This is a genomic window from Andreprevotia chitinilytica DSM 18519, from assembly GCF_000711875.1.
Taxonomy (GTDB): Bacteria; Pseudomonadota; Gammaproteobacteria; order Burkholderiales; family Chitinibacteraceae; genus Andreprevotia; species Andreprevotia chitinilytica.
Genome location: NZ_JONM01000023.1, coordinates 1 through 17,924, shown reverse-complemented (window position 1 = coordinate 17,924; position 17,924 = coordinate 1). Strand labels below are relative to the sequence as shown.

General features: G+C 58.0%; 18 protein-coding genes and 4 tRNA genes. 16 read left to right on the top strand and 6 right to left on the bottom strand.

What is annotated here, in order from left to right:
- Positions 1-112 precede the first annotated feature (112 nt).
- From BR41_RS18320 to BR41_RS18310, 3 genes are all read left to right on the top strand, one after another.
- A complete protein-coding gene (locus BR41_RS18320) occupies positions 113-841 on the top strand; it encodes an LOG family protein (RefSeq protein WP_051711326.1) in 729 nt (242 codons plus the stop codon).
- A 109-nt stretch (positions 842-950) separates the two neighbouring features.
- Positions 951-1,841 (top strand): hypothetical protein, encoded by an 891-nt coding sequence (locus BR41_RS18315; protein ID WP_035059920.1) that lies wholly within the window; start codon positions 951-953, stop codon positions 1,839-1,841.
- A gap of 27 nt (positions 1,842-1,868) precedes the next feature.
- Entirely contained in the window at positions 1,869-2,621 is a 753-nt protein-coding gene (locus tag BR41_RS18310) for a hypothetical protein (protein WP_156970787.1), read from the top strand.
- A 63-nt stretch (positions 2,622-2,684) separates the two neighbouring features.
- Here the strand turns inward: BR41_RS18310 and BR41_RS18305 are convergent, their stop codons facing one another.
- Positions 2,685-4,277 (bottom strand): lytic transglycosylase, encoded by a 1,593-nt coding sequence (locus BR41_RS18305; RefSeq protein WP_051711324.1) that lies wholly within the window; start codon positions 4,275-4,277, stop codon positions 2,685-2,687.
- A gap of 94 nt (positions 4,278-4,371) precedes the next feature.
- Positions 4,372-5,127, bottom strand: a complete 756-nt coding sequence (gene gloB / locus BR41_RS18300) for a hydroxyacylglutathione hydrolase (protein WP_035059916.1) — start codon at positions 5,125-5,127, stop codon at positions 4,372-4,374.
- On the opposite strand from gloB, the gene BR41_RS18295 reads away from it, so the two are divergent.
- Positions 5,126-5,881 carry a class I SAM-dependent methyltransferase gene (locus tag BR41_RS18295; RefSeq protein ID WP_035059914.1) on the top strand — a complete coding sequence of 252 codons (756 nt, stop codon included), beginning with the start codon at positions 5,126-5,128 and terminating at the stop codon, positions 5,879-5,881. The genes gloB and BR41_RS18295 overlap by 2 nt on opposite strands.
- Before the next feature lie 5 nt (positions 5,882-5,886).
- On the opposite strand, the gene BR41_RS18290 is transcribed toward BR41_RS18295, so the two are convergent.
- Entirely contained in the window at positions 5,887-6,198 is a 312-nt protein-coding gene (locus tag BR41_RS18290) for a hypothetical protein (RefSeq protein ID WP_035059912.1), read from the bottom strand.
- A gap of 50 nt (positions 6,199-6,248) precedes the next feature.
- Between BR41_RS18290 and rnhA the strand changes: the two genes are divergently transcribed.
- Genes rnhA through BR41_RS18260 form a run of 6 tightly spaced genes read left to right on the top strand, consistent with a single transcriptional unit; the run spans position 6,249 to position 10,028 of the window.
- On the top strand, positions 6,249-6,695 hold the full coding sequence (gene rnhA / locus BR41_RS18285; RefSeq protein ID WP_035059910.1) for a ribonuclease HI: 447 nt from the start codon (positions 6,249-6,251) through the stop codon (positions 6,693-6,695).
- 3 nt (positions 6,696-6,698) lie between these two features.
- Positions 6,699-7,424: a DNA polymerase III subunit epsilon gene (gene dnaQ, locus BR41_RS18280; RefSeq protein ID WP_035059909.1), complete on the top strand. Its 726-nt coding sequence runs from the start codon at positions 6,699-6,701 to the stop codon at positions 7,422-7,424.
- Positions 7,421-8,122, top strand: coding sequence for a 2-C-methyl-D-erythritol 4-phosphate cytidylyltransferase (ispD, locus tag BR41_RS18275; RefSeq protein WP_035059908.1), 702 nt, complete (start codon positions 7,421-7,423; stop codon positions 8,120-8,122). Before dnaQ ends, ispD begins: the two co-directional genes overlap by 4 nt.
- On the top strand, positions 8,119-8,604 hold the full coding sequence (gene ispF, locus BR41_RS18270; protein ID WP_035059906.1) for a 2-C-methyl-D-erythritol 2,4-cyclodiphosphate synthase: 486 nt from the start codon (positions 8,119-8,121) through the stop codon (positions 8,602-8,604). The genes ispD and ispF overlap by 4 nt, the downstream gene beginning before the upstream one ends.
- 48 nt (positions 8,605-8,652) lie before the next feature.
- On the top strand, positions 8,653-9,444 hold the full coding sequence (locus BR41_RS18265; RefSeq protein ID WP_035059904.1) for a hypothetical protein: 792 nt from the start codon (positions 8,653-8,655) through the stop codon (positions 9,442-9,444).
- Between the two features lie 35 nt (positions 9,445-9,479).
- On the top strand, positions 9,480-10,028 hold the full coding sequence (locus BR41_RS18260; RefSeq protein WP_245615977.1) for a gluconokinase: 549 nt from the start codon (positions 9,480-9,482) through the stop codon (positions 10,026-10,028).
- Positions 10,029-10,110: 82 nt separating this feature from the next.
- On the opposite strand, the gene lgt is transcribed toward BR41_RS18260, so the two are convergent.
- A complete protein-coding gene (gene lgt / locus BR41_RS18255) occupies positions 10,111-10,956 on the bottom strand; it encodes a prolipoprotein diacylglyceryl transferase (protein ID WP_035059900.1) in 846 nt (281 codons plus the stop codon).
- 351 nt (positions 10,957-11,307) lie between these two features.
- Between lgt and ilvD the strand changes: the two genes are divergently transcribed.
- Both ilvD and BR41_RS18245 read left to right on the top strand, forming a co-directional pair.
- Positions 11,308-13,164 carry a dihydroxy-acid dehydratase gene (gene ilvD, locus BR41_RS18250; protein ID WP_035059898.1) on the top strand — a complete coding sequence of 619 codons (1,857 nt, stop codon included), beginning with the start codon at positions 11,308-11,310 and terminating at the stop codon, positions 13,162-13,164.
- Between the two features lie 67 nt (positions 13,165-13,231).
- Entirely contained in the window at positions 13,232-13,504 is a 273-nt protein-coding gene (locus BR41_RS18245; protein ID WP_211251804.1) for an MGMT family protein, read from the top strand.
- Between the two features lie 45 nt (positions 13,505-13,549).
- On the opposite strand, the gene BR41_RS24315 is transcribed toward BR41_RS18245, so the two are convergent.
- Entirely contained in the window at positions 13,550-15,538 is a 1,989-nt protein-coding gene (locus tag BR41_RS24315; protein ID WP_156970786.1) for a beta strand repeat-containing protein, read from the bottom strand.
- Between the two features lie 251 nt (positions 15,539-15,789).
- A tRNA-Phe gene (locus BR41_RS18240) sits at positions 15,790-15,865 on the bottom strand.
- 523 nt (positions 15,866-16,388) lie between these two features.
- Here BR41_RS18240 and BR41_RS18235 point away from each other — a divergent pair.
- The 4 genes from BR41_RS18235 to tuf all read left to right on the top strand — a co-directional run bounded on the left by BR41_RS18235 (position 16,389) and on the right by tuf (position 17,924).
- A tRNA-Tyr gene (locus BR41_RS18235) sits at positions 16,389-16,473 on the top strand.
- 53 nt (positions 16,474-16,526) lie between these two features.
- Positions 16,527-16,597: transfer RNA gene (locus tag BR41_RS18230), tRNA-Gly, on the top strand.
- Between the two features lie 14 nt (positions 16,598-16,611).
- A tRNA-Thr gene (locus BR41_RS18225) sits at positions 16,612-16,686 on the top strand.
- Positions 16,687-16,733: 47 nt separating this feature from the next.
- Positions 16,734-17,924, top strand: coding sequence for an elongation factor Tu (gene tuf / locus BR41_RS18220; protein WP_035059896.1), 1,191 nt, complete (start codon positions 16,734-16,736; stop codon positions 17,922-17,924).

Sequence of the window (17,924 nt, the reverse complement as noted above, 5' to 3'; positions counted from 1 at the left end):
GTCTTTTTGTTTCTATGCCGTCCAGATCAACACATGACCTAGGCATTAACCCCAAGCGGCAGCGAAACAGCCGCGGGCTATGCTGGAAAGACAACGATAAGGGAGAACTATCATGCAAGACCGTCGTGAAATCCGCCCAACCGGTTATGTCGAGGATGACTTTGCACTGCGCATCGTTTCCGACGTCGTACTCAAACTGTGGGATTCGGTCGATGAGCTCACCCGTTTGCGGCCGGCACATACCACGCACTATCACGTCACCATCTTCGGTTCCGCACGTATCCAGGAAAACATGCCGTCTTATGAGGCGGTGAAGCAATTGGCCTCACAACTGGCCGCCATGGGCTGCCGGATTGTCACAGGTGGCGGGCCGGGCCTGATGCAGGCTGCCAATGAGGGCGCCCGGCAAGGCGCGCCGGATAATCCGGAGGCTTCGGTCGGTATCCGCATCGATCTCGATTTCGAACAGAATGTGAACGACTACGTTGGCCGTACTTTTGAGCACAAGACGTTCTTCTCCCGTCTGCATCACTTCGTGCAGCGCTCGAATGCCTTCATCGTCACGCCGGGCGGCATTGGTACACTGCTGGAACTGGCAATGGTCTGGCAGTTGCTACAAGTGCATAAGCTCTATGGCACGCCACTGATTCTGGTTGGCGACATGTGGCACGAGTTGGTCGATTGGGCGCAACGTTCGATGGTGTCCAGCGGTGCAGGTTTGGCGAGCCCCGTGGATATGGAAATCCCGGCGGTTGTCGATACGATCGAAGACGCGGTACAACTGATTCGAGAGCATCACGCCAAGTGGCTGGCAGAGGGCGTGTCGCAGGTCGGTGAATGAGCGTCTCCGTTGGAATTTAAGCGACAACTGCAGGAGCGGCGATTGAGTTTTGGTCAGGGTTCGGGTGAAATCGTATGCCTTTTGAATATTAGCCAGGCAGAGAGCAGGCATGCGATGCCCTAAGTGTGGCCAGACGAATGACGATACCGCGCTGACGTGCGCGGCGTGTCATGCCGCCCTGCAAGCACAACAGCCAGCCGTGGCCGTTGAGGCGACTGCGTCGGCCGTTGCTGCTGGTGCAACAAGTCAGCCGGCCGCGGCGGCGAGTGCTCAGCCAGCAGCACCAGATCAGCCGCGCAAGCGCAAACGAGAGGTTCGGGATAATTCCGGGCTGATTGCGGCGATCGATGCCGCCGAGAAAGCCTTGGACGAAGCGTGGTCGAAGCGCAATGTGGCATGGCCTGATCCGCGCTCGATCATGCCGGACTTCCGCCGCACCGCATCGCCAGCACAGGCGGATAGTCGTGCCAAATGGATCGCGACCGGTTTTGCGCTGGCCGTGTTGCTGCTGTTGATTGGCTACGGTGTGCTTCGTTATCAGACAAAGGCCGCTGACAAGTTGGCGGCTTCGGCTCCGCAGGCTGTTCAGCTCGCCGCTGCCGCGCCAAGCGATCCACCAGCGCCAGCGCCCACCGTGGCACCGACGCTGCTCCCCACCGCAGCGCCCACTGCCAATCCAGTTCCGGTTGTGGCCTCGGCCGTGCCGGCATCGGCAGCTGTGGCAACGCCAACCAGTCCCAAGCACAAGCCAACCCCTAAGCCCCGTCCGACTGCCAAGCCTGTGGCGACTACGCCGGTATCCGCAGTAGTCGCACCAACGACAGCACCTGTGCACCCCGCACCAACGCAAGCCCCTGCGCCTAGCTTCGCCGAGCGTTACGCGGCTTGCGGTAAGTTGGAAGGCTTCTTCAATCGTGAAGGCTGCAAGACCAAGCTGTGCTTCGATCATGCTGGCCAGCCCGAGTGCCAGAACGTCGCACCGCAGCAGCGGCAGCGCTGATTGCGATACAAGAAGAGACATAAGACGATGACCAAATCCTGCCGTGAGTGCGGCGCAGACCTGGACGACGCGGTGCACTATTGCGGTACATGTGGTGCAAGGGCGATCAGTAGCACGGTGCTTGCCAGACTGTGGGCGCAACGTGCACTGGTACGACTGCAATGGGTGCCGACCAAAGTGTGGCTCGGTTCGGCGGCAGCGCTGGCGCTGATTGTATTTGCCACCACATTTTGGCTTTGGCTCCGCCCGCCTGCATCGGTCAAACGCTTTACACCACTGGTTGAGGCTTATGTGCGAGCCATGCCGGCTGAAACGACCGCGCCTTGGCTCTGCGATCATCAGATCGCCTATGCGCCAGTGGTCGAAGTAGGGGCGTTCGATGCGCGGCGGCAGCTCCTGGAAAAGCTGGGCGTGATTGGCGTGTATGAAAAGCCGTTGCTGAAGACGGTGGGTGATGGCGCAAACACGCAGACGCGCCTCGTTTTCAAGGCGACTGAAGCTGGGCAGGCCGCGATTCACGAGGGCAAGCTCTGCGCTGCAACGGGTTTCCGGCTTGCTGGTATTACGCTGGGTGATCACACAGAAAAGCTCGGCAACGTGACTGCCATGAAAATCACCGCCCAATTGGCGTGGCAAGACCCATTACCTTGGACGCAAGATCGGGATACGCAGAAAGTCTTTCCTGCATTGCAGGCCGTTCGCGAGGTGCCGCTGTACATGGCCCGAACCGAGCGGGTCTGGCGGGTGATGACGGATGCGGAATCTGCCGCGGCCCAATGACAAAACGGCCTGCCGCAATGGCAGGCCGTTTTTTTTGAAGCTGATTTCGCTGGTACTGCGTAATCAGTTGAGTGCCAATCGTGTACCGGGTGCCAGACCACGGTTACCCAGATTGTTGATCCGCTTCAACTCTGCAACCGATAAGCGATGACGCTTGGCGATTGATGCCAGCGTGTCGCCCCGTTTGACGACGACAAACTCGCGCTGATCGGCCTTGGCGCTGGCACTTGCTGCCACCTTGCCGCGTACAGGCGCTTCAACAGCGGCGACCTTCAACACTTGGCCGGCATGGATGGCGTTGCCGCGCAGGCCGTTCAAATCACGCAGGGTAGCCACGGTGACGCCATAGCGCTTGGCGACGTTGAACACGGTATCGCCGCGAGCAACCTTATGCTCACGCACATTGCTGGCGACGCGACGTGGCGCATCGTTGGCACCCGTGTCGATCGGATCGGCTTGCTTGTTGGCTTGCAGTGCGACCAGTGTCTGGCGTTCGGAAACGTCGAGGCCGGCCATCATCGGAACCAGAATGGTCTGGCCGCGTGCTGTGCGCTCCCGGTTGCCGATGTCGTTGATGTCTTTGAGTTCGGCGGCGGAAATGCCGAAGTTGACTGCTAGTTTGTCGAACGCTTCGCCCGGCTTGGTGACATAGGGCTGCCAGTTCAGCAGCGGCTTGTCGAAGGCGGCGAGGTTCTTCTGGAAGGTATCGACCTTTTCGGCTGGCAACACCAGTTTGCGCTCGTCCTTGTAGGCGATCACTGGGCGGATGAAGCCCGGGTTCAAGCGCAGCAACTCGTCGACCGGGATTTCGGCCAGTTCGGCAGCGACCTTCACATCCATGTGACGGCCGGGCTGGATCGTGGCGAAGTAGGGGGTGTTGGGCAGACTGGACAGCTGGATGCCATAGGCTTGCGGATTGGCGATCAGATTGCGGATCGCCAGCAGCTTGGGCACATAGTTGCGGGTTTCGTCCGGCATGCGCAGGCTGGCGAAGTCGGTGGGCAGGCCAGCGGCTTGATTCTTGGCCACGGCGCGGGCGACAGCGTTCTCGCCCCAGTTGTAGCTGGCGAGCGCCAATTGCCAATCACCGAACTGGTCATGCAATTGCTGCAGATAGTCGAGTGCGGCCTGCGTAGCGGCGACGACATCGCGGCGGCCGTCATACCACCAAGTGCGCTCAAGGCCGTAACGCTTGCCAGTGTCCGGAATGAATTGCCACATGCCGGCGGCACGGGCAGGGGATTCGGCTTTCGGGTTGTAGGCGGATTCGATCGCCGGCAGCAGTGCCAGCTCCATCGGCATGCCGCGCTTCTCGACCTGCTCGGCCACGAAGAACATGTAGCGACGGCCGCGATCAACGATGCGGTTGAGGTACTCCGGCCGGGCCGCGTAATAGTTTTCCCACTTTTCCACGAGACCATTGTCGACGTCCGGAATCGTGAAGCCAGCACGCACGCGCGACCACAAATCGGTGTATGCCGGCACTTGGGTGGCGTCGCCAAACAAGCTGTCGATGGTGGTGCGGGTATCGTCGCCGACGGTCGCAAACTGCGGATTGCGCAGCTGGAAATCAAGGCGGGAGACGGGGGTGGAGTCGGCAAAAGCGCCGGTTGCAATCAGACTGGCAATCAAGCCGGCGATAAGGGAGCGCTGCATGAGCCCACGCCTGTTGGATTTTGAATCTATTGATGTTGCAGCCCCATGACGAATGTGTCAACCAAAACAAGTGCTTACCTCGCTTGCAAGTGCCTTATTTGTAGTGGTTTTTCCATTGCCGGATTGCAGCAAAAACGGTAGTTGGGTCGGCGTTGGCAGCACCTTGTTGCAGGGCACTGGATATCACTTCCGGGCTGCTGCTGCGCAGGTAGGGATTGGTGGCTTTTTCCAGCCCGATGCTTGAGGGCAAGGTCGGCAGGTTTTGCTGGCGTTTTGCTGTATCGAGCGTAATCCGCTGGGTGAGCGCCGCATTGCCCGGTTCGACTGCATGGGCAAATCGCAGGTTGGCGAGCGTGTATTCATGGGTGCAACATACTTTGGTGTCGTTGGGTAGCGCGGCAAGCTTGGTCAGCGATGCCGCCATTTGCGCCGGCGTACCTTCAAACAGGCGCCCACAGCCGCCAGCGAACAAGGTGTCGCCACAGAACAAGAGCCCTGCGCCGTAGTAGCACAGGTGATCGAGCGTATGCCCCGGTGTAGCGATGACCTTGAACGATTCGCTGAATATTTCGACCGAGTCGCCGTCGCGCAATGGTCGGTTGACGAGGGGCACGCTGGTCGGCCCATACACGGCTAGATCGGGTTGCTGCGCCAGCAAACTGGCCAATCCACCGACGTGGTCGTTGTGATGATGGGTGATCAGGATGGCGTCCAGCGTGAACTGCCTTGCTGCCAGCCAGTCGATCAAAGGTCCGGCATCGCCGGGGTCGACGGCCACCACGCGGCGGTCGCGCTCGATAATCCAGATATAATTGTCTTCGAAAATCGGCAGAGGGATGACATTCAGCATGGCTTTGCCTCAAGAAGCAGGAAATCCATTTGACCACTTTGCAGCTTGGTTCGCCACGCCGCTAGGGCAGTACGTCGCCAGCGAAGAGGCTGGCTGGTATGACCGCACGGTGGCAGACATCTTCGGTTATAAGGCGGTGCAGCTTGAACTACCGCAGCTCGATGCCTTGCGTGCCAACCGCATGCCCTGGCGTACGATCTTTGGCCGCAGTGCCGGTTGCAGTTTGCGGTGTGATCCGGCGGCCTTGCCGGTCTCCGAGCAGTCGCTTGATTTACTCGTCCTGCCGCATGTACTTGATTTCAGCGCAGATCCGCATGCGGTCCTGCGGGAGGCGGAACGAGTGCTGGCGCCGCAAGGACGGCTGCTGGTGACCGGCTTCAACCCGTGGAGCCTATGGGGTGTGCGCAAGTTCAAGCGTACCGAGCAGACGCCGTGGCAGGGCAATTTCGTGGCGTTGCCGCGCTTGAAGGACTGGCTCTCGCTGTTAGGGTTGGAAACCATGCGTGGTGAATACCTCTGCTATCGCCCACCGGTGCAGCGCGAACGCGTGCTGGCGCGCACCAGCTTCATGGAGGCGGCCGGTGATCGCTGGTGGCCGGCGGCCGGCGGGGTGTATTGCCTTGATGTGATCAAGCGCGTGCGCGGCATGCACATCATCGAGCCGCAATGGCGGCGGGTGAAGGCGACCGCCGCGAGCCCGGCAACGGCGATCGAGCGGATGAAATCCCAAGCCGGGCAGGATCGCTGCAAATAATCCGGTTATCGGGCGGCGAGGGGCGGGGCGGCTGGTGCAGGCTGGTCGCAATGCTTGGCGGTATCGCGCATGTCCTGTAGCAGCTTCTGCGCTTCATCACGGCTTTTCACCGGAATCCTCGCATCGTGCCCGCTACCCAGATTGCCGCCGCCATACGTCAGATGCAATTCCGAATCGGTGAGTTCGATGTATTGCACCACGGTGAGATTCAGGTAGCGTTCGGACTTCGCGTCGCCCGGCAGCTTCCACGGGCAAAATGGCCCAGCTTGCGAAAGTGCCGGTATCAACAGCAGAACGGGTAATAGCAATAGGCGCATCGTCGTCTCCAGGCGCGTTTCAATGGGTGCGTTTTAATCAAAAGGCAAGAATGAGTACAGTCGAGATTTACACCGATGGCGCCTGCAAGGGCAACCCCGGCCCGGGCGGTTGGGGTGCTTTGTTGCGCTACGGTGGTCAGGAAAAAGAACTCTTTGGTGGCGAGCCGGATACCACCAACAATCGCATGGAATTGATGGCCGTGATTGCCGGCCTGGAAATCCTCAAGCGGCCGTGTGACGTCCGCGTGTACCTCGACTCGCAATATGTGAAGAACGGGATTCAGACCTGGATTCACGGTTGGAAGAAAAACGGCTGGAAAACCGCCGACAAGAAACCGGTCAAGAATGCCGATCTGTGGCAACGGCTGGATGCCGCCACGCAGCAACACCAGATCGAATGGCAATGGGTCAAGGGCCATGCCGGCCATGAAGGCAACGAGCGCGCTGATGCGCTGGCCAATCGTGGTGTTGAAGTCGGTTTGAAGAAGGGAAACTAAATAATGCGTCAAATCATTCTGGATACTGAAACCACTGGCCTGCGCACTGAGGACGGCAATCGCATCCTCGAAATCGCCGCGGTCGAGATGATCAACCGCAAGCTGTCGCCGCCAGATCGCCACCTGCATCGCTATATCAATCCCGAGCGCAATTCCGAAGAGGGCGCGCTCAACGTGCACGGCCTGACGACGGAGTTCCTCTCCGATAAGCCCAAGTTTGCCGATATCGCCGACGACTTCCTGCGTTTTATCGAAGGCTCGGAACTCATCATCCACAACGCGCCATTTGACGTCGGCTTTCTCAATATGGAATTGGGCAAGCTGGGGCGCGGCAAGATCACCGATTACGTATCCGGCATCATCGATACGCTACGCGAAGCCAAGGAGTTATTCCCTGGCAAGCGCAATAGCCTGGATGCCTTGTGCGATCGCTACGAAATCGACCGCAGCAACCGGGTACTGCACGGCGCGCTGATCGACTGCGAACTGCTCGCTGAAGTCTATCTGTCGATGACGCGCGGGCAGGACAGCCTGCTGATCGACTTTGCCGGCGAAGCCGATGATTCGAACGACGTTGGCGGCATCCCGCGCCGGACGCGCAAGCCATTGATTGTCGCAGCACTATCTGATGAGGAACGCGCTGTGCACGATGCGTATCTCAACGACCTCGATAAAGCTGTCAAAGGGCAATGCCTGTGGCGGACGATGACGGCGGAACCGACCGCATGAGTCATCTCGCACTGCTGCCGGCGGCCGGCAGCGGCAGCCGCATGGGGTCCGCGACACCAAAGCAATATCTGGATCTGCTCGGCAAACCGCTCGTTTGGCACACCTTGGCGGCACTGCATGCCGTGCCGGAACTGGATCGCGTCGTCATTGTTATTTCGCCTGACGATGAATGGTGGGATGGCTATGACTGGTCCTCCTTTGACCGCCTGACTGTATTGCGCTGTGGCGGCGCCAGCCGGGCAGAAACGGTGTTGAACGGCCTGCAAACCTTGGCGATGGATCATCCAGCCAGCGACTGGATTCTTGTTCACGATGCGGCTCGCCCTTGCCTTGATCCCGCGCTGGTCTCGGCCATGATTGCCGAGCTGGTGCAGCACCCAGTGGGCGGCATCCTCGCCGTGCCCGTGGCCGATACCTTGAAAATGTCTGGCCCGGATCGCGCCATTGACCACACCCATCCGCGTGATGGCTTGTGGCAGGCGCAAACGCCGCAGATGTTCCGCCTCGCCGATCTGGCCGGCGCGTTGGAAGCCGGCATGGGCCCGGATATCACCGACGAAGCGAGCGCGCTGGAAAAGCTTGGCCTGCAGCCAAAACTGGTCATGGGCAGCCCGTGGAATCTCAAAGTCACCTACCCGCAGGATTTGCAGCTCGCCGCCTTGATCCTGCAAGGGCGTACCAAGGAAGCAAAATCATGAATCTGCCGTTTCGCGTTGGCCAAGGCTGGGATGTGCATCGACTGGTTGAAGAGCGCAAGTTGATCCTCGGCGGGGTCGAAATTCCATTCGAGAAGGGCTTGCTGGGGCATTCGGACGCAGACGCGCTATTGCATGCGATTACCGACGCGGTATTGGGTGCGGCGGGGTTGGGCGATATTGGCCGGCATTTCCCCGATACCGCTGCCGAATTCAAAGGCGCGGATAGCCGCGTCTTGCTACGCGAAGCAGTGCGACGCGTGAACGAAGCAGGCTGGCGGGTGGGCAATGTCGATGCCAGCATCCTGATCCAGCGGCCCAAGATGGCACCGCACATCCCCCAAATGGCTGCGAATATCGCCGCTGATCTTGGCGTGGAGACGGCGCAGGTCAACGTCAAAGCCAAGACCTACGAGAAACTCGGGCCGGTCGGCGCATCCGAATCGGTGGAAGCGCAAGCCATTGCCCTGCTGCTGCCGCGCTAATCCCACGCTAATCTAAAGACGTCTTTCATCCCGGTTGCGGAGATATCCATGCGGCGATGGTTTGCGATCTTGATTTTGTTCTCGACGGTGGCCTTGGCTGACCGCATCGATGTCTTGCCACTCAAGCACAAGCTGGCGGAGGAACTCGCCCCGGCCTTGCAGCAAGCCTTCCCGGAGGCGGTCATCCAGGCATTCAAGGGGCAAATGATCGTCCGCGCCCCAGATGACGCCACTTTCAAACGCATCGTTGCGCTGGCCGCGCAGCTTGATACGCGTACGCAATCGCTGATCGTTACCGTTGAGCAGCGCGAAGCGGCGACATCCAGCAGCAGCGATATCGATGCCAATGGACGAGCAGTGATTTCCAATCGGGGCGTCGATGGCGAGCTGGCGATTTCCGCCGATGCCAGAGAGAGCCAACGTAGCAGCAATGCCAGTCAGCAGGTAACAACCATTGACGGCGGGCGGGCGATGATCTCGCTCGGCCAAAGTCGGTTCTACCCGACGCTGTCGGTCGCATTTCGCCCCGGCTACGCCATCGTCACGCGTGGCGGTGTTTGGCAGTCGGCCGAAACCGGCTTCTGGGTCGAGCCGCAGCTGCTCGGTGACCTGGTCCGCTTGCGGCTTTATCCGCGTAGCAGCAGTTTCAATCGGAATGGCAGCATCAACGAGCGCAGTGTTTATAGCGAAGTGAGCGGCCGGGTGGGGGAGTGGCTACCGGTGGGACAGAGTAACCAGTCGGCGAGCACCAGTAGTGATGGCACGTTGTCGTCATCGCGCAGCAATGGCAGCCAGTCTTATACGGTGTGGGTGAAAGTCGATCCGCAGCCGGGGCAGTAGGCGTGGCGGTTGCCTGACAATTTGAACGAATTTGAATGGCCTCAGAGGAACATATGGCGGGAATGAGTTATATCGTGATGGGCGTATCGGCAAGTGGCAAAAGCTCGGTTGGGCTGGCGCTGGCCCAGGCGATCGGTGCCAAGTTCATCGATGGTGACGATCTGCATCCCCGCGCCAACATCCTCAAAATGGCCGAGGGCCACCCACTGGATGACGATGACCGCGCGCCGTGGCTCACTCGCATCAACGACGCAGTGTTTGCCATTGCCCGCAAACACGAAACCGGCGTGGTGGTCTGCTCGGCGCTCAAGCGTAAATATCGTGACCAGATTCGCGCTGGCAACGACCATCTTGCCTTTATCTATCTCGATGGCAGCTACGAGGCGATCCTGGAGCGTATCCGTGCCCGCCAGGGGCATTACCAGAAAGAAAACATGCTCAAGAGCCAGTTCGATGCGCTGGAAGTGCCGGGTGCTGATGAGCCGGATGTACTGCGTGTGAGCGCCAATGACAGCTTTGAGCGCGTGGTGGCAAATGTAATCGCCGCCGTCCGGCGCAATGAGGCGGCTCACCCACAAGCCTGATCCAATCGTTTGAACGGCTGCAGAACCGCAGAATGAAAAAAGCCCGCTTGGAATCGCGGGCTTTCTTGTATCGAACGTCGGTTTATTGCCGGCTGGTACGCCACAGCAGATGTGCACCCAACACAATCATCGGCAGGCTCAGCCACTGCCCCATCGACAGATTCAGCGCCAACAGGCCGAGGAAGTTATCCGGCTCGCGGGCAAACTCCGCAACGAAGCGGAAAGTGCCGTAGCCCAGCAAGAACAGTGCGGAGATTTGCCCGGTCTTGCGCGGCTTGGCCGAAAACACCCACAGCATCAGGAACAGCACCACGCCTTCGAGAAAGGCTTGGTACAGCTGCGACGGGTGACGCGGCAGCATGCCGAATTGCAGGAACCACTCTTGCCACTGCGGGTTGGTGCCAGCTGCGGCGGCATCGGCCTCGTTGGCGGTGGGAAAGCCCATCGCCCACCAGCTCGATGGCGTCGTTACCCGACCCCATAGCTCGCCGTTGATAAAGTTGCCGAGTCGGCCAAAGGCCAAGCCAATCGGCACCAGCGGTGCGATGAAGTCAGTAATTTCGAAAAACCGGCGTTGGGTGCGCTTGCCAAACAGCCACATGGCCGCCAAAACACCAAGAAAACCGCCATGAAACGCCATGCCGCCTTGCCAGACCTTGAAAATATCGAGCGGGTGGCTGAAATAAAAATCCGGCTTATAGAACAGTACATAGCCCAGCCGTCCGCCCAAGATGACTCCGAGCACGCCGTAAAAAAGCAGGTCGTCCATCTCCTCAACCCGCCAGCCAGCTGGGTTTCCTGCCTTGATGCGGGCGCGGCCCAGCAGCATGAAAATCACGAAGCCGACAAGGTACATCAGCCCATACCAGTGCACGGCCAAGGGGCCGATGGATACGGCAATCGGGTTGAAATGTGGGTGAACGAGCATGTGGCGGGGCTTTTTCGTTAAAATCGCAGGATTATACCTAGGCTCTGTCGATGTAGGTTTTGTGGATCGCGTTTGACCGGATTGGGGCCTATTGCTAGGCGAAAGACGCGCCGCGTAATGGATTACGCAAGTGGCTTTCAACAACGCAAGAGGCCCCAATCCGGTCAAATCCTTCGGACGATGCCGACTTTTGAGGTCACTCCGCGTTATAAGTCGCTGACATAACTCGTTATGCGGCGCGCCTTATGCCTTGATTGACCTCAAAATTCGGTATCGCGCGACCGCAAAACCTACATCAACAGAGCCTGACCTTTCGCCGGTAATGCCGGCTGCCTTGCAAGGAATCCCGCCATGCCCGTATATCGTTCCCATACTTCCACCCACGGCCGCAACATGGCCGGCGCTCGCGCTCTGTGGCGCGCTACCGGCATGAAGGATGGCGATTTCGACAAGCCCATCATCGCCATCGCCAACTCCTTCACCCAGTTCGTACCGGGCCACGTGCACCTGCACAACCTCGGCCAATTGGTGGCTCGTGAGATTGAAAAGGCCGGCGGTATCGCCAAGGAATTCAACACCATCGCCGTGGATGACGGTATCGCCATGGGCCACGGCGGCATGCTCTACAGCCTGCCCAGCCGCGAACTGATTGCCGATTCGGTCGAATACATGGTCAATGCCCACACGGCCGATGCGCTGGTGTGTATCTCCAACTGCGACAAGATCACTCCCGGCATGCTGATGGCAGCGTTGCGCCTCAATATCCCGGTGATCTTCGTGTCCGGCGGCCCGATGGAGGCCGGCAAGGTCAACTGGCGCGGTGAAGAGCGCTCTCTTGACCTGGTCGATGCCATGGTCGAAGCGGCCAATCCCAACGTGAGCGATGAAGAAGTTGCTGCTGTTGAGCGCTCGGCCTGCCCGACCTGTGGTTCCTGCTCCGGCATGTTCACTGCCAACTCGATGAACTGCCTGACTGAAGCGCTCGGCTTGTCGCTGCCGGGCAATGGCTCGATGCTCGCCACGCACGGTGATCGCAAGCAGCTATTCCTGCAAGCTGGCCGCACCATCGTCGAAATCGCCAAGCGTTACTATGAGCAGGATGACGAAAGCGTGCTGCCGCGCAATATCGCCACCTTCGAAGCCTTCGAAAACGCCATGAGCCTCGACGTTGCTATGGGCGGCTCGACCAATACCGTGCTGCACTTGCTCGCCGCCGCATCCGAAGCCGGCATCGACTTCAAGATGGCCGACATCGACCGCATCAGCCGCCGCGTGCCATGCCTATCCAAAGTCGCACCCGCCACGCAGAAATACCACATGGAAGACGTGCACCGCGCAGGTGGCGTGATCGGCATCCTGGCTGAGCTGGATCGCGCGGGCTTGATTCACCGCGAAGCCAGGACTGTTCACTCGCCAACGCTGGCTGATGCATTCAAGCAATGGGATATCGTCGTCGCCGCTCCAGATAGCCCGGCACATACCTTCTTCCGCGCTGCACCGGGTGGCATTCCGACTACGATCGCTTTCTCGCAATCGATGCGCTATCCCGACCTTGATCTTGACCGGGCCGAAGGCTGCATTCGCAATAAAGAACACGCTTATTCGCAAGATGGCGGCTTGGCTGTGCTCTACGGCAACATCGCCGAGCGTGGCTGCATTGTGAAAACCGCCGGCGTGGACGAATCCATCCTCAAATTCACCGGCCGCGCACGAATTTTTGAAAGCCAGGATGACGCCGTTGCGGGCATCCTCGCTGACCAGATTGTCGCTGGTGACATCGTGATCATTCGCTACGAAGGTCCAAAGGGTGGTCCCGGTATGCAGGAAATGCTCTATCCGACCAGCTATCTGAAATCAAAGGGCCTCGGCAAAGCCTGCGCGTTGCTCACGGATGGCCGTTTCTCTGGTGGTACATCTGGCCTCTCCATTGGTCACTGCTCGCCGGAAGCTGCTGAAGGTGGCGCGATTGGCTTGGTAGAAGAGGGCGATATTGTCGAAATCGACATTCCGAACCGCACCATCGAGCTGCAAGTGACGATGGAAGAACTCGCCCATCGCCGCAGCAAAATGGAAGCGCGGGGCAAGCAAGCCTGGAAGCCTGTTAGCCGTGAGCGTTACGTCAGCCCAGCATTGCGGGCCTACGCGGCAATGACGACCAGTGCTGATACCGGCGCGGTGCGTGATGTGAGCCAAGTCGAGCACAAATAAGCGGATAGCTGGCTTATCCGTACCAATAACAAAGCCGGCCAAGTGCCGGCTTTTTTGCGAGGTTGCCATGACCAAACCCGAAACCGCCGCGATCATGCAGGCCATGCTGGATATCGTGAAACAGATCCCTTATGGACAAGTTTTATCGTATGGGGAGGTCGCTCGTTTGGCCGGCTATCCACGCCATATTCGGCTGGTAAGTCGGGCGCTGAATCTGGCCGGGAAGGATGTGCCTTGGCATCGGGTGGTGAATGCGAAGGGGCAGGTTAGTGCGCGGGGGCTGGATGGGGGGGATGAGTTGCAGCGGGTGTTGTTGGAGGCGGAGGGGCGAAAGGTATGAAAAAAGCCCCGCGTCGCGGGGCTTTTAGGTGGTAAATGTCGTTTGTTATTGAACTGTTATGTATGCGTTATAAGGAGAGGCTGGCAAGTGGCAGCTTGTTCCTGTTCCTGTATCGATCGCAGCTGGTGCTAACCGGAAAACGCTTTCCGCTACGGTTTGCGTTCCTTGCACCAGCGCAGTGGCTCTGAGTCGGCTTACGATCCACAAGGCGTTCGATTTTAGATATGTGTACGTAAACGAAGCGCGGCCGCTGCTATCGGTTGTAACGGTTGCCGGAACGGTACCCGCTGCAGAATTTGGCGGAACCAGTGTTGTGCGTGTAGGCGTAAAGGCAGTTTTAGTAATGGAGATTGGGGTAACTACAGTGGTGCTGTCGGTGTTGAAGTTATTTAGTAAGGCGGTGTCTGTAAATAGGCTGTCGTTGACGCGTTGGAGGGGGCCGGATATCTCGCCCGGATCTGCAACCAGATTTTCGTTGGTGTCTTCATTGCGGAAGGTCATCCATGTAAAGCATGGTGAGCCGATTGAAAAATCGACGGGCCATACAGACAAGCTAACTTGAGTATTGGCAACAGGATTGCCGCTAGAGTCCGCAACGATTACCGACATTGGCAGGAGGTATGCGGTGTTATCGGAGGTTGCGGAGATGGTGCTTGACTGACCAATTGCAACAGATCCCGCGGTCCCCCCGATAACAATGCTCGCGGGCGTGCTATTCAACGCGCCAGCAGTTGGGCGCAAGACAGTTGCTGTGATCTTGATTGGCTGCCCTTGTGTAGTTGATAGCGATCCAGCGTTAAATGTCGCGACAGCTTGCCCTAAAGGGTTGGAGCCAGTGACTACCACTTGAGGTGAGATGTTCTCACCACCTCCCGGTTGGCCTGTCATGGAGAATGACACTGCGGCCCCAGCTACGCCTTGGCCGTTTGAGTCGGTTACCGAGACAGTTAACGTGGACGTATTGGTTTGGCTTCCGCTACTTGGGGCGACAACGGCCGGAAGTGCTTGGATCACAACGCTAGTTGCCTGATCTGCGGTTGAGCTAAGAATGACGTTGGTTTTACTGGATAGCGCGGGTGCATTAGTGTCAAACACCGTAATGGCTGCTTGACCAGCTGTGCTGGATTGGAAGGAGGCTGAAGCTACACCGCCTACTGGAGTGACCACGATCGAGGTTGAGTTGTTTGACCACTTACCTACAGTTGCAACGAAAGTAACGCTTGTAGTTGTTGGCGGCGCACTAACGGTAATGGTAAGTGGCGTATTTAGTGTCAGTGCTGTGGGCGTAGTGGCTGGTGACGTAATTTGCAGTCCGTTTCCATTGCCCGTAACTGTAAGTGCGAGTGTGCGGGTGGAGCCGAGAGCTGCCGCTGAAAGGGTGACGGTACCTGCACCTTGACCAGTAACGGTTACTGATGCTTTGCCGCCATTTGCTGTAGTTGCCGATGCGGTGCTGAGTGAGGCGGTGCCTGTGCCTGATGCAGAAAGAGCGACGGTAGCTCCATCGACGGTGTTGCTGGCGCCATCGGTTACCACGATATCAACGCCTGTGGAGGCTCCTGACGCCAAGCTGGTTCCGTTTTGTGCAGTAACGGTTAATGTCGTGCCAGTGACTAGGACGGAAGAAGTAGCCGTAGCCGAACCACTTGTAAAGGTGATGACCTGAGTTCGGTTGCTTTTATCTTGACCGGGGTTGTATGTCACGGTCGCTTTGCCAGAAGAGTTGGTCACCAATGTGGAACCGCCCAAAATCCCGCTGGATGCGCTGACGGTAATGACCGCATTGGCTAGGGCGCCGTTATTTGCATCAAGAGCTGTAACAGTGAGTGTCGCAAAATCGACTCCCCCCGTTTTTATGCTGGTTTTGTCTGCGAGAACACTAATAGTGCTCACGACAGGGCCAGAGGCCACCGCTACGCCAGACGCCGTTCCAGAGCTCGCGCCGCCATTACACGCGCCCAAGATAATGCATGTTGCCAATGCGGCCAAGTAACCCAAGCCTCTTAGCAAACCGCTTTGTTTGATGCGATTCACGGTCTAATTCCTTTTTTCAATAACGGGGAGTACACAGTTCGCCAGCTCAAGCAGCGCCAACACAGATATGACCATAGCAAACTACATGCGCAGATTAAACTTCATGCGCGAGTCGCTGACAATCGGCTGAAGCGAATTTGGGTTGGGTTGTCGCGTAATTGCCCAAATATCGAATGATTTAAGAATTAGGATTGAAAAATCCAGAACGGAAAAAGCCCCAAGCACGTATGCTTGGGGCTTTTAAAATTTGATGGTGGCCAGTCGCGGAATCGAACCACGGACACGCGGATTTTCAATCCGCTGCTCTACCAACTGAGCTAACTGGCCAACGAGAGAGGCGCATTAAACACTATGCTTTTTCTTCTGTCAAATGGTGGGGCCGCCAAAGTCGACAACTGACTGTTTTGTCTGTGTTTGTTCAGCTGTCTGGTTTGTCACCAGTAGGCGTTTGGGGTTGCGCTTTTTTGCATCTAACTGGGTAATCGAAGAGGGTTCTTAGTTTGTATGCCGCGAGCGATGAGTTGTTTGGAGTAGGTCGTTGCCGCGGGCGTCGTTATCAAATTATGTCTTCGTGACTGGTGTTGCCGGCCTTGGCTGGTTCTCTGCTTCCTTGATGATCGTGGTTTTGATTTTTTGGGTGTTGCTAAGTTGTGAGGGAGGTTTGGTTCGGGATGGTTACGGTTCGCAGCGGGCGGCAAAGCTTAGTTTGCTGGTCTTCAAATTGAATCGATGCTGGGCGTGAGTGTGGAAAAACCTGTTTTCCATCATGGGGATGTGTAATTTGTGGGGCGTTTTCTTGCTTCAGGGTTTGACAGGTTTGAGGATGCTATCCATAATGCGCAGCTCATCCGGTGGGGTGGCCGAGTGGTTAATGGCAGCAGACTGTAAATCTGCCCTCTCTGAGTACGCTGGTTCGAATCCAGCCCCCACCACCAGATTGCTGCTTCGCGGTGTGAAGTCTGCGTGCTGCTAGTGAAGCTAAGTTCCTGCGGGTGTAGCTCAATGGTAGAGCAGAAGCCTTCCAAGCTTATGACGAGGGTTCGATTCCCTTCACCCGCTCAAAAAAAAGTTGCGCCGATGTAGCTCAGGGGTAGAGCACTCCCTTGGTAAGGGAGAGGCCATGGGTTCAATTCCCATCATCGGCTCCATTTCTTCTGTCTCATATTTCAGAAATTCTAGATAAGGAAATACGAAGATGGCTAAGGGTAAGTTTGAACGTACGAAGCCGCACGTGAACGTGGGCACGATTGGTCACGTTGACCACGGCAAGACCACGCTGACCGCAGCGATCACCACCATTCTGTCGAAGAAGTTCGGTGGCGAAGCGAAGGGTTACGACCAGATCGATAGCGCGCCGGAAGAAAAGGCGCGCGGTATTACCATTAACACCGCTCACGTTGAATACGAAACCGATGCGCGCCACTATGCGCACGTCGACTGCCCGGGTCACGCTGACTATGTGAAGAACATGATCACTGGCGCGGCGCAGATGGACGGTGCTGTGTTGGTTGTGTCGGCCGCTGACGGCCCGATGCCGCAAACGCGCGAGCACATCCTGTTGTCCCGCCAGGTTGGCGTGCCATACATCATCGTCTTCATGAACAAGGCTGACTTGGTGGATGACGCTGAGTTGCTGGAACTGGTCGAAATGGAAGTGCGCGAGCTGCTCTCCAAGTACGACTTTCCAGGTGACGATACCCCGATCATTACTGGTTCTGCCCGTCTGGCTCTCGAAGGTGATCAGTCCGAATACGGCGAGCCGGCGATCTTCCGTCTGGCGGACGCACTGGATTCCTACATCCCGACGCCGGAACGTGCCATCGATGGCGCCTTCCTGATGCCGGTGGAGGACGTGTTCTCCATCTCGGGTCGCGGTACTGTGGTGACCGGTCGTGTTGAGCGCGGCATCGTCAAGGTTGGTGAAGAAATCGAAATCGTCGGTATCGTGCCGACGGTCAAGACCACCTGCACGGGTGTGGAAATGTTCCGCAAGCTGCTCGACCAAGGTCAGGCTGGCGACAACATTGGCGCGCTGCTGCGCGGTACCAAGCGTGAAGATGTTCAGCGCGGTCAAGTTCTGGCCAAGCCGGGCTCGATCACCCCGCACACCAAGTTCTCGGGTTCGGTGTACGTGTTGTCCAAGGAAGAGGGTGGTCGTCATACGCCGTTCTTCAATGGCTACCGTCCGCAGTTCTACTTCCGTACCACCGACGTGACCGGTGCGGTTGAATTGCCGGCTGGTACTGAAATGGTGATGCCAGGCGACAACGTGGAAGTGGTGGTGTCGCTGATTGCTCCGATCGCGATGGAGCAAGGTCTGCGTTTCGCGATTCGTGAAGGCGGTCGTACCGTCGGCGCGGGTGTCGTGGCTAAGATCATCGAGTAA